At 69.5% G+C, this 14,878-nt stretch carries 12 protein-coding genes and 1 pseudogene; 8 read left to right on the top strand and 5 right to left on the bottom strand.

Features of this window, described 5'->3' with window-relative positions:
* Positions 1-21: 21 nt before the first annotated feature.
* Complete coding sequence (locus ACIHAR_RS07930; protein WP_365452943.1) at positions 22-495, bottom strand: VOC family protein; 474 nt, start codon at positions 493-495, stop codon at positions 22-24.
* Positions 496-669: 174 nt separating this feature from the next.
* Between ACIHAR_RS07930 and ACIHAR_RS07925 the strand changes: the two are divergent.
* The 5 genes and pseudogenes from ACIHAR_RS07925 to ACIHAR_RS07905 form a co-directional block, all read left to right on the top strand.
* Positions 670-1,067 (top strand): annotated as a pseudogene (locus ACIHAR_RS07925) (transposase family protein); the annotation flags it as partial.
* Between the two features lie 555 nt (positions 1,068-1,622).
* The gene (locus tag ACIHAR_RS07920) at positions 1,623-2,048 is read left to right on the top strand and encodes a RidA family protein (RefSeq protein WP_400017823.1); all 426 of its coding nucleotides are present in this window, start codon (positions 1,623-1,625) and stop codon (positions 2,046-2,048) included.
* Between the two features lie 690 nt (positions 2,049-2,738).
* Positions 2,739-3,563, top strand: a complete 825-nt coding sequence (locus ACIHAR_RS07915; protein ID WP_400017820.1) for an LLM class F420-dependent oxidoreductase — start codon at positions 2,739-2,741, stop codon at positions 3,561-3,563.
* An 11-nt stretch (positions 3,564-3,574) separates the two neighbouring features.
* On the top strand, positions 3,575-4,003 hold the full coding sequence (locus ACIHAR_RS07910) for a TIGR03668 family PPOX class F420-dependent oxidoreductase (protein WP_365452952.1): 429 nt from the start codon (positions 3,575-3,577) through the stop codon (positions 4,001-4,003).
* A 583-nt stretch (positions 4,004-4,586) separates the two neighbouring features.
* Positions 4,587-4,790 (top strand): cold-shock protein, encoded by a 204-nt coding sequence (locus tag ACIHAR_RS07905; RefSeq protein ID WP_055522082.1) that lies wholly within the window; start codon positions 4,587-4,589, stop codon positions 4,788-4,790.
* Positions 4,791-5,190: 400 nt separating this feature from the next.
* On the opposite strand, the gene ACIHAR_RS07900 is transcribed toward ACIHAR_RS07905, so the two are convergent.
* From ACIHAR_RS07900 to ACIHAR_RS07890, 3 genes are all read right to left on the bottom strand, one after another.
* The gene (locus tag ACIHAR_RS07900) at positions 5,191-6,276 is read right to left on the bottom strand and encodes a GNAT family N-acetyltransferase (RefSeq protein ID WP_400017817.1); all 1,086 of its coding nucleotides are present in this window, start codon (positions 6,274-6,276) and stop codon (positions 5,191-5,193) included.
* A 217-nt stretch (positions 6,277-6,493) separates the two neighbouring features.
* Positions 6,494-7,021 (bottom strand): hypothetical protein, encoded by a 528-nt coding sequence (locus tag ACIHAR_RS07895; RefSeq protein WP_400017815.1) that lies wholly within the window; start codon positions 7,019-7,021, stop codon positions 6,494-6,496.
* A gap of 567 nt (positions 7,022-7,588) precedes the next feature.
* Positions 7,589-9,421: a glycoside hydrolase family 15 protein gene (locus ACIHAR_RS07890; RefSeq protein WP_400017813.1), complete on the bottom strand. Its 1,833-nt coding sequence runs from the start codon at positions 9,419-9,421 to the stop codon at positions 7,589-7,591.
* 521 nt (positions 9,422-9,942) lie between these two features.
* Here ACIHAR_RS07890 and ACIHAR_RS07885 point away from each other — a divergent pair.
* Positions 9,943-10,161 carry a hypothetical protein gene (locus ACIHAR_RS07885; protein ID WP_400017811.1) on the top strand — a complete coding sequence of 73 codons (219 nt, stop codon included), beginning with the start codon at positions 9,943-9,945 and terminating at the stop codon, positions 10,159-10,161.
* Between the two features lie 105 nt (positions 10,162-10,266).
* On the opposite strand, the gene ACIHAR_RS07880 is transcribed toward ACIHAR_RS07885, so the two are convergent.
* Positions 10,267-11,940 carry a GAF domain-containing protein gene (locus tag ACIHAR_RS07880; protein ID WP_365452967.1) on the bottom strand — a complete coding sequence of 558 codons (1,674 nt, stop codon included), beginning with the start codon at positions 11,938-11,940 and terminating at the stop codon, positions 10,267-10,269.
* A gap of 290 nt (positions 11,941-12,230) precedes the next feature.
* On the opposite strand from ACIHAR_RS07880, the gene ACIHAR_RS07875 reads away from it, so the two are divergent.
* Positions 12,231-13,256, top strand: coding sequence for an NAD(P)-dependent alcohol dehydrogenase (locus ACIHAR_RS07875; RefSeq protein WP_400017809.1), 1,026 nt, complete (start codon positions 12,231-12,233; stop codon positions 13,254-13,256).
* A gap of 18 nt (positions 13,257-13,274) precedes the next feature.
* Entirely contained in the window at positions 13,275-14,876 is a 1,602-nt protein-coding gene (locus ACIHAR_RS07870) for an extracellular solute-binding protein (RefSeq protein WP_400017807.1), read from the top strand.
* Positions 14,877-14,878 lie beyond the last annotated feature (2 nt).

The raw sequence follows: 14,878 nt of genomic DNA, 5'->3' as shown, positions 1-14,878 counted from the left end.
GGCTCCTCGCCGGTGACGCCGTCAGCGGCCGGGGAACCGCTCCGTGATCTCCTGCAGAACCCATCCGTTGCCGTCCGGATCGGCGAAGGAAGCGAAGGAGGAGTAGGTGTTGCCCTCCGGGTGCCGGCCCGCCAGCCGCTCCTGGCCCGGCAAGCTGTGAGTGACGTCTCCGCCCTCGTGGCCGTGGAACAGCACGCCGTTCGCGTCGTGGAAGACGTCGCTGATGTCGATGCCCCGGTCGGCGAGATCGGCGCGGGCCGCGTTGATGTCGGAGACGATGAGGTACAGGCCCTGCATCGAACCGGGCTCGGCGGCGGTCATCCCTTCGCCGAACATGATCGAGCACCCGGAGCCGGGCGGGGTGAAGTGCACGCACCGGAAGTCGGTGCTCGCACCCGTGTCGAGGTCCAGGCGGAAGCCCAACTTGTCGTAGAAGGCCTTGGCCCGGTCCGTGTCGGAGACAGGCAGTACGAGGACTTCGAGCTTCAGATCCACGGGGTGTCCCTTGCGTGTGAGCGGTGGAGCTTTCCCTACCGTGTCCGCCCGCCCCTCAAACTGCGGCGCAACGAATGGCGGATGGCGGCGCACCCACCCACCCCTCGTCCATGAGGGCGGCCTGGGTCGCGACCGGGGAGCGGGTCGCCGGGCCGAGCCCGTCACGCACCTTCGCTGCGCCGGCACGACACACTCGCGCAGATCGCGGCCGGCTTCGATATCTCCGTCGGGCATCGCCCACGCCTACACGGCCATCGTGATCAGCCTGCCGGCTGACCGCGCACCGGGTCTGCGCGGCGCGCCTGCGGGAAGCCGGTCCCTACTTCGTCCTGCTGGATGACACCCCGGCCGAGTGTGACCGGGCCGGCGACGGCCCGGCCGACTGTTCCCACGAACACCGCCGGCACGGAGCAAACGTGCAGGTGGTGACCGACCCGGCAGGGCGGCTGCTGTGGATCTCGCTCGCGCTACCCGGCCGTGCCCACGACCTGACGGCGGCCCGCACCCACCGCATCACCCGGATCCCTGAACGCCAAGGCGGCCCTACCGTCGCCGACCGGGCCTACAGGGGGCCGGCTCGTGCGTGACGAACCCCTCGGACGCTGATCGCGCACGCGCTGCAGCGGACCCGCCTGTACGACTCCCGTACGGAGCCAGAGCCAATGCGCCTCGGCAGGCACGGAGACTAAGATGCACAGATGGGTTTCCTCCCCTGAGAGGCAGGTTGTCATGATCTGCTGTGACTGCCTCGCTGACGCTCAGCGACCATCGCCGGCTACTGGTGCCGCTTACCGCAGCGTTTACGACGGGCGACGGGTGGACAACGCACGGGTTGCGAGGCGCTGAGAGCCGCAGGACGGCCGCACGGCTGGGGTGATCTCGGACCCTGGGACAGCCTGGTCGAATGCACCGCTCCTGATACCTGCGCGTCCACCAGTCCTGCCGGTCGACGCCGCGCCCGTTCAGAATGAGCCACTCGCGGTGTAGCGCATTCTCACGGGTGAGGACGAGGTCAGCGGCGGTGACGGCACCGGCGCCGGCGCCCACTGCCTCCTGGAGACCCGAACGCCCCGTGCCTGCGCCGCCTCACCCTGGCCGACCGCGACCCATGGAAAGGACACGCGCACATGACTACCGACCAGCGCACCATCACCAACCCGGCCACGCTGCACAACCCCATCCCGATGGGCTACAGCCACGTCGTCTCCGCCTCCGGCGAACTCGCCTTCATCGGGGGACAGTACGCCTCCGACACGGAGACCGGAGCTCTGGTGCCCGGCGGCTTCGCCGCCCAGGTCGACCTGTCGCTCGCCAACCTGCGGCGCGCTCTCGAAGGAGCCGGGCTCGGCTTCGAGCACGTGGTCCAGCTCGGCTTGTACGTCGTCGACCACGACCTCGCCAAACTGGAGATCCTCAGCAAGGCGATGCACGCGGCATTCGGGGACCGGCTGCCCGCGGCGACACTGAGCGGGGTGGCCGCGCTCGGCCTGCCTGGGATGCTCTTCGAGATCGATGCAGTGGCCGTGCGCCCCGTCGGCCGGACCGCGGAATAGACGGGTCTGCCGACGCAGCTGTGGGTATCCGATCTGTCAGCGACTGGTGGTCACGATCATCTGCGCGCCGGCAGATTCCGAGGAGGCTGTCCTCCGCGACGCTGTCGGGCACACCGGGCCTGGTGCTCACGTGGTCGGGCATCGAGTCCAGGCGGCTGGTGGAGGTGGTCCGGGTGCGGTGCTTGTCCAGGGCGTGTGGCGGGATCGTCGGTGGCGGGGTCACGGCGAGGCCGCTGGACATTGTTGTCCTCGCCGAGCCGCCAGCGGGTGGGGCCCCCGATTCAGGTACGCCTCTCCGCCCAGGCGCCACCGTCGTGTGCGCTGTTGCGCACGTCGGCAGGCCGCGGGAGCGGGGGACGGGGCGCGGCACGCCGTCGGGGCCTGCCGCGCCCCTCTGCTCGCCGGGCGCGTATGACGGCTTCCCGGGGCCGGGACCTGCGCCTGCGGCCCCTCCCCCACCGGCCCCCGGCAACGGGAGTCACCGGCTCCGTCGAGGCAGCACGTCGACCCTGCCCCTGCCGCTACCCAGGCACCACCGACTCACCGCCCGTGCCGCGCTTCGTTCCGAAGCGTGCGCCACTTCCCCGCTCCTAGGAGAATGGACCACGCTCGATGTCCTGACCGGGCCGCCCGAACGCCTGCCGCGGGCGGGGACCCGCCCACTCCCGTACTCCACCCCGAGGAGCGGTTGTGCAATTCGGAGTCTCGACCTTCATCACCGATCAGGGAATCCGCCCGGCCTCGCTGGGAACGGCACTCGAGGAGCGCGCGTTCGAGTCGTTGTTCATCGCCGAGCACTCCCACATCCCCGTGTCCCGCCGAACCCCCTACCCCGGCGGCGGCGAGCTGCCGGACGTGTACTACCGCACGCTGGATCCCTTCGTCGCCCTGTCGGCGATCGCCGCGGTCACCCGGAGCCTGCGGCTGGCCACCGGCATCGCGCTCGTCCCGCAGCGCGACCCGATCACCACGGCGAAGGAAGTGGCCTCGCTCGACCTGGTGTCGGAGGGGCGTGTGATCTTCGGCGTGGGCGTCGGCTGGAACCGTGAGGAGATGATGAACCACGGTGCCGACCCCGCCACCCGCGGCCGCCTCACCGATGAGCGGCTGCTGGCCATGCGGGAGCTGTGGACCGCCGAGAAGGCCGAGTTCCACGGCGAGTTCGTGGACTTCGACCCCGTCTACGCCTGGCCCAAGCCCGTGCAGCGCCCCCATCCTCCGATCTACGTTGGCGGCGGCGAGGGTGCGTTCCGCCGGGTAGCCGAGATCGGCGACGCCTGGCTCGCCACCAACGTCTCCCCGGAACAACTCGGCCCGCAGATCGAACGGTTGAGGACGAGAGCGGGCCGTGACGTGCCCGTGACGGTGTACGCCGTCCCGGACGACCCCGGGCTGGTCGAGGGCTACATCCGGCTCGGAGTCGAACGGGTGCTGTTCAACCTGCCGACGGTGCCGGAGTCGGAGACCGCGTCGTACCTGGACCGGCTGGCCGGGGTCGCGTCCGGGTTCCGCTGAGACGGGGTGCGATGCCCGCCCTGACGAGCACCGAGGCGCGGGAGTGGTTCGCGGCGGCCCGGGTGGCCCGTCTCGCCACGGTCGGCCCGGCAGGCCGCCCGCATCTGGTCCCTGTCGTGTTCACTCTGGACGGCGACACGGTGATGACGGCCGTGGACCACAAGCCGAAGGGCACGGCGCGACTCAGGCGCCTGACCAACATCGAGGCCGACCCGGCGGTCAGCCTGCTCGCCGACCATTACGAGGAGGACTGGGACCGGTTGTGGTGGGTCCGCGCGGACGGGGAGGCGCGTGTGCTGCCGGGGGCGGACCGGTCTCCCGAGGCCGCACGCTGCATCGCGCTGCTGACGGCAAAGTACGGGCAGTACACCGGGCGGCCTCCCGCAGGCCCCGTGGTTGTCGTCGACGTCGTGCGCTGGAGTGGGTGGCGTGCTTCATGACAGTCGGTGGGCGCCGGGCGCCAGGGTGATGCGCAGGCCGCCCGACCGGTGATCGTGATGGACGACGCCGATCGACGGGACCAGATCGCCCCGTCATGGCGGCGCAGTTCGCGACCTGCGAGGCCTTGGCCCGTCTTCGTGCGCTCACCCACATGACACCGCCACGGCTGATGAGGCCATCGAACCCACGGTCGGGGACCGGATGCACTTGTGCGCCGCCCTGCGCTCGAATTCGGCGTTGTCGAGACCTTTCGCGACTGCGTCACGGCGGGCGCGCTCCAGCATCGGCGCGGACAGGTCGATTTACCGGCGACTGGGCGGGCGGTAGTCTCCCTGGCCGCGAGTTCGTACAGGTAGACGCGCTGGTCGTCGTCCAGGTGCAGTACCCGCGCCAGTGAGGGAGCGATCTTCGGCCCAGCGGCCGCCGCATGACCGCTGTAACCCCGGAGCCGAAACGGATGTGTCGCCGCATGGGTGAGCGTCGTGTTCCGGGGTAGGAGCCTGGTGGCTCCTGCGATTGCAGTGAGTCGGAGCATGCCCGGATGAAGGGCTGTTCCCGGGCATGAACGAAGGATCGACCAGTATGGCCAGCGGCACCGTGAAGTGGTTCAACTCCGAAAAGGGCTTCGGCTTCATCGAGCAGGACGGCGGAGGCCCGGACGTCTTCGCGCACTACTCCGAGATCAAGGGCAGCGGATACCGCGAGCTGACCGAGGGCGAGCACGTCACTTTCGACATCGGCCAGGGCCAGAAGGGTCCGCAGGCCCAGAACATCGTTCGGGGCTGACCGGCACGAGGATGTAGAGCCAGGCGGCTGCCCGATGTGGCAGCCGCCTTTGGCATGTGGTGCTGAGGTTTCCGTACCGGCGGAGCGTTGCAGTCCCCGCCCGGCCGCCTCCTGTGAGCGCGCCGCCCGAAACGACCTGACAGCGGCACAGGCCCGCCACTGAAACGGCCGAATGCTCTCGCTCCGCCCGGCTCAGGCATGGTCGACGCCGGGACCGCTGCAGGCCGATCGCTTCGGCGACGTCCTCGGGTAGCCCTCGTACGGCAGGCCATCCTTGTCCACTATCGGCCGGACGTTCCCCGCCCGGGTGTGGGGCGGGAGATCGAGGGTCCCGTCTTCCGGCCTGAGCCGCAGCGCAGGAGCTGTTTCATGTCGACGCGGCCCGCGAGCTTCAGGTGTGTCAGCGATCGCGGATCGTGCCGACTGCCCTGAGCGTTCGTACGGCCGCAGTCTTCAGGGTCGGGTGGTCGCGCACCAGCCGGTGGGCGACCCGCATCGGCTCGCGGCGCAGCCAGTGGAGGACGGCACCCGGACCCGTCGTGCGCAGGGCTCCTTCGTGGACGATGAGGTCGCCCGTTTTGAAGGAGTTCTTGTAGGCCGCCTCACCCCTGCCGAAGTCGAACAGGTGGATGCCGGACGCGGCGGCGGCCTCGATCATGCGCAGGTAGAGGATGCGGCCGGGCGAGTAGGTGGCGGCGGACCGGTCGTAAGAGGGGAACCAGCAGGAGAAGACGGTGCGGGAGCGGAGGCCGAAGTGGGCGGCGACGGGCCGGTCGGCCGCGTAGAGCACCGACAGGATCCCGGAGCAGTCCGGTGCGGCGGTCGAGGAGAGCAGGTCGACGAGCTGGGCGATCCACGGCTGGGCGAAGGGGTCCCGGCGGCCGGTGCGGCGGTAGTGGGCGGACTTCCAGGTGACGAGGGCGCGCAGGGCTGCCGGCTCGCGTTCGTCGTAGACGAAGCGCAGCGGGCCGAGGTTCCGGGCCATCCGGCGTTCCTGGGACCGGGCCGCCTTGAGGAAGCCGTGGGAATGGGAGCGCAGATGGTTCTCGTACGCCTCGAACCCACCCCTGAGGTCGATGACGGGTGAGGCGAACTGGCCGGTGGAATAGGGCAGGAAGAGGTCCTGGCCGCTTTCGAGGTGGTTGAACTCCCAGGCACTGAGGGAGCAAGCACGCATCAAGTGGTGCGGGTCGACGCTCAGGTCAGGATGCAGGACGGCACCCTGGCAGTCGGAGACGCCGAGGCCGACCGCCCCGCCGCTCCCCCACCGGCCCCGCTGATAAGGGAAGTAGCCGACCGTACTCCTGCCCCGGCGCAGGACCGCCACCCGGGTGTCGCACCTCACGCGGCCCACGGCCTGGCTGAACTGAGCGCTCATGAAGGGGTTGGCCGCGGTGGCGGTAGCGGTCCGCAGTTCGTTCCACAGATCGATGTCTGCGGACGTCAGCTCGCCGGGATGCACGATGTCGATACGCGGTGTGGACACAGGGACTCCTGATTCGCGGGGGAGCACGGCGCACGGCCGAGGCGGGGGGCGCGCGCAAGAAGGCTGCCCGGGGCGTATGGGCCCTGGGGCGGGGGACGGGGGGAACCTGAGACACATGCCGCATGAAGCAGCGGTGGGCAACGCGCCGCGCAAGACAGTGGCTTCGGCAGCGTGAGCCGACCGCTGATGCGTCCTCGGTACCGGGACGGCGTACGGCTCAGGGCGGGCCCCGGCGCCCGGTCGTGCCGGTTACCAGTACTTCGGAGCGGGGTTCCTCGTTGCAGCCGCTCCAGACGCCGGTGGGCCGACCCGGGGCGACGGTCGGCACCGTTGTGGTGCAGGCGACGGTCAGGGCGCGGAGACGGTGGGCGAGGGCGCGCAGCTGCTCCTGAAGCACCGCGGACAGAGGTGATCGGGAGGCTGCGGCCGCACGGAGAGCGCAGGCCGTGATCAGCGTCATCACGAGGTGGACAACGAAACTGAGTGCGCCGTGCAGAGCCGCGCCCACGGGAGTCGCACCGGGGCTGAGGCAGGCGAACAGTCCGCAGGCGGACACCTGAGCGAGGGTGAGGGTGGCGCAGTCCGCCGGGAGGGATCCGCGCCCGGGCGCACGGAGCAGACCGCCGACGAAGAGAACCATCGCCGCGACCAGACAGTCGACGGCGGACGCCTTACCCGCGAACACCAGGTGGTGGCCGGCGGCTGCCAGCGCCGTCGCCACGAGGGCGAAGAAAGCGGCGGGCAACACTCCTGCGGCAGGCAGCACTCCTGTCGCGGCCGCTCCGCGACAGTGCGGGCGGTCGGGTCGGGTGAGATGGAGTGCGTGCGCGATCATGTCCCGTCCATCGTCCGTGAGAACCGGGGGCTCTCGTTCCCGAACGGGAAAACTGCCGCATGTGAACGTTCGGCCGAAGTCTCACGGGTCCGGGTGAACGGGCCGGAAACCCCCCGGGCGGCGCGACCACCTACCGCCTCTCGCCTCCCGCTTCTCGCCCCTCCTTCGGGTTCCCTTCTGCGGTCACGGTTTGACCCGGGCGGCAGAGCACGGCAGCGATCCTGGCGGACGTCTGCGTCGGGCTGGTCGGGTGGTGCCCCGGCCTTCCTTCCCGGGTCGGGGCACCAGCCGTGTGCGGCTCGTACGCAAAGGGGTGAGGCCTGGACTGGCGTCGACTCGTCCATGCCGGGCAGCCAGGAGGAAGCCAACCCGTGGGCAAAGGCGTTGGCGGCTTTGCTGCAGATGGGAACCAAGGGGAAGTAGCACGCCGGCAACCGGCGAGAGCCGGTGGAATGCACCGGGCGGCCCACAGGGTTTTCAGCGGCCTGCGGGTGCGGCTTCGGCCTGGTGGATGGCCCAAGCGGCGTTCACCAGGCCGATATGGCTGAAGGTTTGCGGGAAGTTGCCGAGCAGCTCACCGCTGTGCGGATCGACTTCCTCGGCCAGAAGCCCCACATCGTTGGCGCAGCGCGCGGCTTGTTCGAACACCTCGCGGGCCGCTCGCGTATCGCCGGACAGGGCCAGGGCGTGGGCCAGCCAGAAGGTGCACAGCAGGAAGGTGCCTTCCTCGCCGGGCAGGCCGTCGTCGACGCCCAGGTAGCGGTAGACCAGGCCGTCATTGCCGGTGAGCCGGTCGCGGACGGCGTCGATGGTGGCGCGTATGCGGGGCGCTTCGGCGGGCAGGAAGCCGACGATCGGCATCATCAGGGCGGAGGCGTCCAGGACGTCGCTGCCGAAGGCCTGCGTGTAGGCGCCGGCCTGCTCGCTCCAGCCGTGTTCCTCGATCGCTGCGCGGATGTCGTCGCGGGCCTTGGTCCAGTGGGGGACGCGGTCGTGGGCGTGGAGGGCGTCGGCGAGGGCCAGAGCGCGGTCGAGAGCGACCCAGCACATGAGCTTGGAGTAGACGAAGTGCTGCGGGTGGCTGCGGACTTCCCAGATGCCTTGGTCGGGTCGATCCCAGGAGGTGGCGGCCATGTCGGCGCAGGCGATGAGGAAGGCGGTGGTGGGGTCGTCCAGGTCGCCGAGGTAGTCGCGCAGGCGGTGGGCGGCCGCGAGCAGTTCGCCGTAGACGTCGAGCTGACGCTGTTGCCAGGCGCCGTTGCCGATGCGGACCGGGCGGCTGCCGCGCCAGCCGGGCAGCTGGGGCAGCTCCCGTTCGGCCAGATCGCGTTCGCCGCGGATACCGAACATGATCTGCATGGCCTCACAGTGGGCGGTGTCGCTCGCGGCGACCTGGGCCATCCACCGGAAGAAGGCTTCGGCTTCGTCGGGGCAGGCGGCCACCCACAGGGCGTCCAGGGTGAAGGAGGCATCCCTCACCCAGGCGAAGCGGTAGTCCCAGTTGCGGACGCCGCCGACGGTTTCCGGCAGTGAGGTGGTGGGGGCGGCGACGATCGCGCCGGTCGGCTGGAACGTCAGGCCCTGCAGGACCCGGCCGCTGTGGTGGACCAGTTCTTCCCACGGGCCCTGGTAGGTCTGGTGCAGCTCGGACCAGGAGCGCCAGCCGCTGATGGTGTCCTGCAGGTACGCGACGATCTCGTTCTGCGTCAGGAGGGTGGGGTGGCCGCCGGCGGGCACCTGCCGCAGGGCGAAGGCGAGTCTGTGGCCGGCACGGAGGCGGGTCGTGGCGCGGGCTGTGTCGGTGACCTTCAGGGGCAGCGGGCAGCACAGACTCAGGGTGTCCGGGCCGCCGTGGCAGCGCAGTCCGCCTTCCACCGGGATGAGCAGGGGCGTCACCAGGCCGTATTCGGGGCGGGGCGCGAACTCCAGCTCGATGTCCGCTTGGCCGCCGGTGCACTCCACGACGCGCAGCAACAGATGCGGAGCGTGCTCGCCGAGGTTGTGGCCGCGTTCGTTCAGGCCGGTGGCGAGCGCGTCGGTGACGGTCACGGTGCCGGTGCGGGTGGAGAACTGTGTGCGCAGCACCAGGCTGCGGGGTAGGTAATGGCGGTGCGCGGTGTAGGGGCCTGCCGGGTGGATGGCCCAGTGGCCGGCCTGCGGCCCCAGCAGCCGGGCCAGGACCGCCCGGGAGTCGAAGTGCGGAAGGCACAGCCAGTCGACGGAACCGTCCAGGTCGACCAGCGCTGCGCCCTGGCAGTCTGAGAGCAGCGCATAGTCCGAGATCGGACGGTCACCCGGGCCGGTCGTCACCCCCTCATGGTCTCGCCGACATCCCCAGGACGCACGTGAGAGGCGGGCCGCCGCCCGGAGAAGGACGACGGCCTGCCGAGAGGGGGTGTGGCTGTGCCGTGGCGCGGCCGCCAGGGGGCGATGAGGCGACCTGCGTGGCACGGCCGCCGAGGTGGCGCGCTCCGGCCGCCTGGACGTCGCCGACCGGGTTGTCGCCACCGTGGTCCTTGTGGGAGACGCCATAGGGGGTTGCCGTGGGCGAAGACGGTCCGGTCGGTTCAACCGGGCGGGACGATGATGCCGCCACAGTGCGTGAAGACAGCAGCGGGACGGGTGCCGCCGGTCGGGTTCTGCCGTGCCGAGCAGCGCGAAGGGGCGCAGGAGCAACACGCTGACTGCAGCCACCACGGTGAACACCAAAAGTCTGCGGGAGTAGCGGCAGCCCGAGCGCCGCGAATCCGGCCGTGGCCAACGCGGCCGGTGAACGAGCTCTGTCGCACCGAGGTTGATTTGTCCCATCCCGAGGGAATCCCGTACACGCCATGATCCACTTCGTCCCCGAAGCGAGGCGACGGTACGCGGGTCTGCGGCGAGCGGGAATCCACGACGTGCCCGCCCTGAACGATATCGAGGACCGCACCGACCGCCTGGCTCTTCCGGCCTACGCGGCCCTGGGTGACGCCGACTGTGAGCGTCTCGCCGAACTCGCGAGACCCTTCGGCCGCACCATCGTCGAAGCCGGTTTTCTCAAGCTCGGCTGACCGCGCCCTCACCCCCTCGGCATCGTGCTTTCCCATGGAGAGCTCGAGCGGGCTCTTCCCCCTGGTTCTTCGCCCGCGGCCGACAGCCGGTGCCGGAACGGCCCGTCATGTCAGGCCCGATGGGACGATCCCGTAGCGACGCATCTTGCGGTACATCGTGGCGCGGGAAATCCCAAGGTCCTGCGCGGTTCGCTGGACGTTGGAGTTGCGGTCCATCAACCCACGCAGAATGGCGTCGCGTTCCAGCGCCTCGATGGTTGTGAGGACCTTGTTCGACGACACCCGGCATTCCGGCGGCAGGTCCTCCACGTGGATCATCCGGCCAGAAGGCCGCCGCGCCAGGCCCCGGATCACCGACTCCAGCTGCCGGACGTTCTCCGGCCAGGGGCATCGCTGCAGCATGCTCAGCGACTCCGGGGAGAAGCTGCTCTCGCCGCTCGGCCGGTACCTGCGCAGGAAGAACCGCGCCAGCTGCTCGATGTCCCCGAAGCGGTGACGGAGGGCAGGCACCTCAACCGTGGCGCCGCAGAGCTGGTCGAGCTGGTCGTCGGCGCCGACCATCGACGGCTGGCTCATCATGACCAGTTGCCCGGTCGCGCTGCCGTCCAACCGCACCAGCAGGTTCGTCAGCCGCTGCCGCAGCCGGTCGCCCAACAGGTGGACATCGCTCAGGACGAGCACGTTGGACGACACGACGAGCAGCTCTCTGATGTCGTGCAGCCAGCGCTCGGTGACGGCTGGTGAATCCGTCGGCGGCGCTTCCGTCATCTCCAGCCGACGTCCGGCGCCGTGGGCTCGGTGCAGGGCCGCGACCAGCGTCCTCTTGCCGACACCGGCTTCGCCGAGGAGATGAAGCCATGCCCCGGCGACGAACGCTGTCTCACTGTCGGCGACCGCGCGCAGCCAGTGCGGGGACGAGCCCACCAGTCCCAGGTCGGAGCGGGCGGGCGCGGCCGAGATCGCAGGTGTGGGCTGGAGCCGTCCGATCAGCCGGACTCGGAAGACGGCGCCCGCGTCGCTGTCCTCGCGCCGACAGCGACTGACCCTGAGTTCGGCGACCCGTCCCGAGGGCAGGGCGATGCTGCGGGTGCCCTCCAGCCGGGGATGGTCGGCGATCTCACGGGCGTGGTCGAGCAGCGCATAGTGATCCGGCCCGGTCACGGCGGCGCTGAGCTGCTCGTTCATCATGACGACATCGCGGCTGAGGGCCAGCACGGGTCCCGGGCGCGCCGAGGAGCACGCCTCCATGTAGTCGTGGAAAAGAGCCCGCTCGCCCCGCGAGGTGATCGCCGCGATCTCGGCCTCGATCTGCGCCGCGACGGAACGGGCGAAGGCCATCAGCATGCCGTCGGAGCCCTGACGGATGGTGGTGAGGTTGAAGGCTCCCAGCAGGGTGCGCCGGGTGGGATGCAGGATGGGTACAGCCGCGCAGTGGAAGTCCCGCAGCGCCTCGACGTAGTGCTCCATTCCGGCGATCATGACCGGGCGGCCGCTGGCCAGCGCGGTCCCGATGCCGTTGGTGCCCACGTACCGCTCGGCGAACACATGGCCCGGGGCCAGGTGCACGCGGTTGAGGCTCGTCGTCAGCCCCTCGTGGGAGACTTTCCGGGAGAGGACCACGCCGTTGCGATCTGTGATCATCGTGGAGACCGGGTCGTCGGCGAGCTGCTCGTGCAGCCTGTCCAGGATCGGCAGCGCCGCCCTGGCGAGGGGGCTGTCCAGGTTGGGGTTGTCGAGGTACGGGGCGTCGAGGCTGCCCGGCTTTACTTCGTATTCCATCGAGCGATGCCATGAAGCCACGACGAGCGGCCGGGCGCCTGGATCCTTGGTCACTTCCAGGTAGAGCTCTCTGGCTGCTCTCAGTGAGCCTCCGGGTCGGCGGGGCATTAACACTCCCGTACTGCGCGCGTCACAATCCGTCGGTGCAGTGATTGGACCAGTTCTACGGCGTGGCGCATACAGCGTGTATCACATTGAGACATCCGCGGACGGTTTCTGAGACATCGACCCGTGATCGGCGGCCTGTGTAATCGGCACACCACCCACCCGCCGACTCGTTGGGAGCCGTCATGAAAGCCGTGCAGGTCATCGCGTACGACGAGCCACCGGTGCTCGTGGACGTGCCGGACCCGCAGATCACCGGTCCGCTGGATGTGATCGTGAAGATCGGGGGCGCCGGAGTCTGCCGGACCGATCTGCACATCCTCGAAGGACAGTGGAAGGACAAGAGCGGGGTCGCCCTTCCGTACACCATCGGTCACGAGAACGCCGGCTGGGTCGCGGAGGTTGGGCAGGCCGTCACCCACGTCAAGATCGGTGACCCGGTCATCCTGCACCCGCTGGTGACCTGCGGTCTGTGCCGCGCCTGTCGGGCCGGCGATGACGTGCACTGCATGAACTCGGCCTTCCCCGGCATCGACGCCGACGGGGGCTACGCCGAGTACATGAAGACCAGCGCTCGCTCGGTCGTGCCCCTCGCCCCGTCCCTGGAGCCGGCCTCGGTGGCGGCCCTGGCCGACGCCGGGCTCACCGCGTACCACGCCGTCGCGAAGGCGGCCCGGGCACTGCGGCCCGGTGACAAGGCCGTGGTCATCGGCGCCGGCGGACTCGGACACATAGGCATCCAGGTGCTGCGGGCCCTGTCGCCGGTCGAGATGATCGTCATCGACCGCAGCCCCGAGGCCCTCGCGCTGGCCAAGGAACTCGGCGCCGACCACACCCTCGTCACGGACGGAAGCGAAGCCGACCGCGTACGGGACGTCACCGGAGGTCACGGGGCGGAGGCCGTCCTGGACTTCGTCGGCGAGGGGGGCGCCGTCGAGACCGGCGTGGCCTGCCTGCGCCGCAACGGCAGCTACTACGTCATCGGCTACGGCGGCCACCTCCACGTTCCGACGATCGACGTCATCTCTACGGAGATCAACTTCATAGGCAACCTCGTGGGGTCCTACAACGACCTCTCCGAGCTGATGGTCCTGGCGGCCGAGGGCAAGGTCACCCTGCACACCCAGCGATACCCCCTCGCCTCCTTCCGGCAGCCCCTCGACGACCTCGGCGCCGGAGCCGTTCGCGGCCGAGCGATCTTGATCCCCTGACACCGCGGGAGAAGCCCCATGCGCAGCAGACCGTGCACAAGCCTGATCGCCGTCGTCGCCGTCGCGGCCCTGACCGCCACCGCGTGCACCGCCCAGAACGAGTCACAGCACAAGCCCAAGGAGAAGGCCGGGCTCTTCAAGCCCGGCTCGGAGATCAGCTACCAGAAGTACGGCAAGGACTACCCGGCGACGAAGGTCAAGGACGTCCCTGGACCCTGCAGCTACGACGCGATCAGCCGCAAGGACTACTCCGGACAGACACTGAAGATCATCAGCCACGCCGTTCCCGTCATCGGCGAGCCGACCCAACTGCACGCCAGGCAGTTCGAGGACATCACCGGCGGGAAGGTGCAGGTGGTCAACGTCCCCTTCGGTGAGCTGCATCAGAAGATCCTCACGCCTCTCCAGGCGGGCCAGTCGGCGTACGACGTCATGTTCTACCCGTCCCTGTGGATCGGCGACATGGCCCCGTATCTGGCCCCGGTGCCGGAGAAGTACCTGAACAGCCCCGGCATGAAGGACGTCACCCCCGCCTACATGGACGTGGCGACCTGGGACGGGAAGGTCGTGCAGTACCCGGTGGACGGTGACCGGCACTACCTCAAGGTCCGCACCGATGTCCTGAAGGACCCCGAGCGGCAGGCGGAGTACAAGAAGGCCACGGGCAAGGACCTTCAGGTCCCGAGGACGTGGGCCGAGTACCAGGAGACAGCCGAATTCTTCAGCGGCAAGGACCTCGACGGCGACGGCAAGCCCAACTACGGCAGTGCCGAGGTGACCAAGCGCGACGACCTGACCTTCTCGGCGTTCATCAGCCGTGCGGCGCCGTACGTGAAGAACCCGGACGTCAAGGGCGGTGTCTTCTTCGACGTCAAGACCATGAAGCCGCTGATCAACACGCCGGGCTTCGTCCGCGCCCTGGACGACATGGTGAAGGCCGAGTCTGCCTGGGCACCCGGTGGCGCCAACTTCGGTCTGGGAGACGAGATCTTCTCCTTCGGAGGCGGCCAGACGCTGATGTCCTACTCCTGGGACGACGCCTTCATCCAGGCCCAGCAGCCGGACAGCAGGATCCGCAACGAGGTCCAGGCGGCGCCGCTGCCGGGCTCCACGGAGGTCTACAACCGCACGACGAAGTCGTGGGACAAGAAGGCGAACCAGGCGGCCTACTTCACCTGGGGATGGACCTCCGCGGTGGCCAAGGCGTCCAGCCACCAGGAGATGGCCTTCGACTACCTGTGCTTCTTCAGCAACGAGGCCAACACCACCCTGGATCTGACCGTCGGCCGATTCGGTGTCAACCCCTACCGCTACGCCCACTTCGACGCGGCGTTCTGGGAGAAGCAGGGCTGGGACAAGGACGTCGCTGAGTCCTACGTGCGCACGCTCTCCGGCATGGAGAAGAGCACCAACCGCGTCTTCGACCTGCGCGTTCCCGGTGTCAACCAGTACATGTCCGCGCTGGCCAACGGCGTCGCCGCAGCGCTGGCGGGCCAGGAGTCCCCGCAGCGCGCGCTGGACGGCGTGGCCGAGGAGTGGTCCAAGATCACCGATCAGATCGGCGAGGACAAGGTCCGAAGCGCCTATCGCAACGTCGTCGCGCTCGAGGACTACTCCTGATC

The sequence above is a fragment of the Streptomyces sp. NPDC052016 genome (assembly GCF_044548445.1).
In the GTDB taxonomy this organism is placed as follows: domain Bacteria; phylum Actinomycetota; class Actinomycetes; order Streptomycetales; family Streptomycetaceae; genus Streptomyces.
The sequence above is the reverse complement of the archived record's forward strand: the minus strand, read 5'-3'. Positions and strand labels throughout refer to the sequence as shown.

Bases quoted from the DNA above. Each gene is read 5' to 3' on its own strand.
- ACIHAR_RS07880 (WP_365452967.1), bottom strand. From the start codon at position 11,940: ATGGAATACGAAGTAAAGCCGGGCAGCCTCGACGCCCCGTACCTCGAC.
- ACIHAR_RS07920 (WP_400017823.1), top strand. From the start codon at position 1,623: ATGACTACCGACCAGCGCACCATCACCAACCCGGCCACGCTGCACAAC.
- ACIHAR_RS07875 (WP_400017809.1), top strand. From the start codon at position 12,231: ATGAAAGCCGTGCAGGTCATCGCGTACGACGAGCCACCGGTGCTCGTG.
- ACIHAR_RS07910 (WP_365452952.1), top strand. From the start codon at position 3,575: ATGCCCGCCCTGACGAGCACCGAGGCGCGGGAGTGGTTCGCGGCGGCC.
- ACIHAR_RS07885 (WP_400017811.1), top strand. From the start codon at position 9,943: ATGATCCACTTCGTCCCCGAAGCGAGGCGACGGTACGCGGGTCTGCGG.
- ACIHAR_RS07905 (WP_055522082.1), top strand. From the start codon at position 4,587: ATGGCCAGCGGCACCGTGAAGTGGTTCAACTCCGAAAAGGGCTTCGGC.
- ACIHAR_RS07870 (WP_400017807.1), top strand. From the start codon at position 13,275: ATGCGCAGCAGACCGTGCACAAGCCTGATCGCCGTCGTCGCCGTCGCG.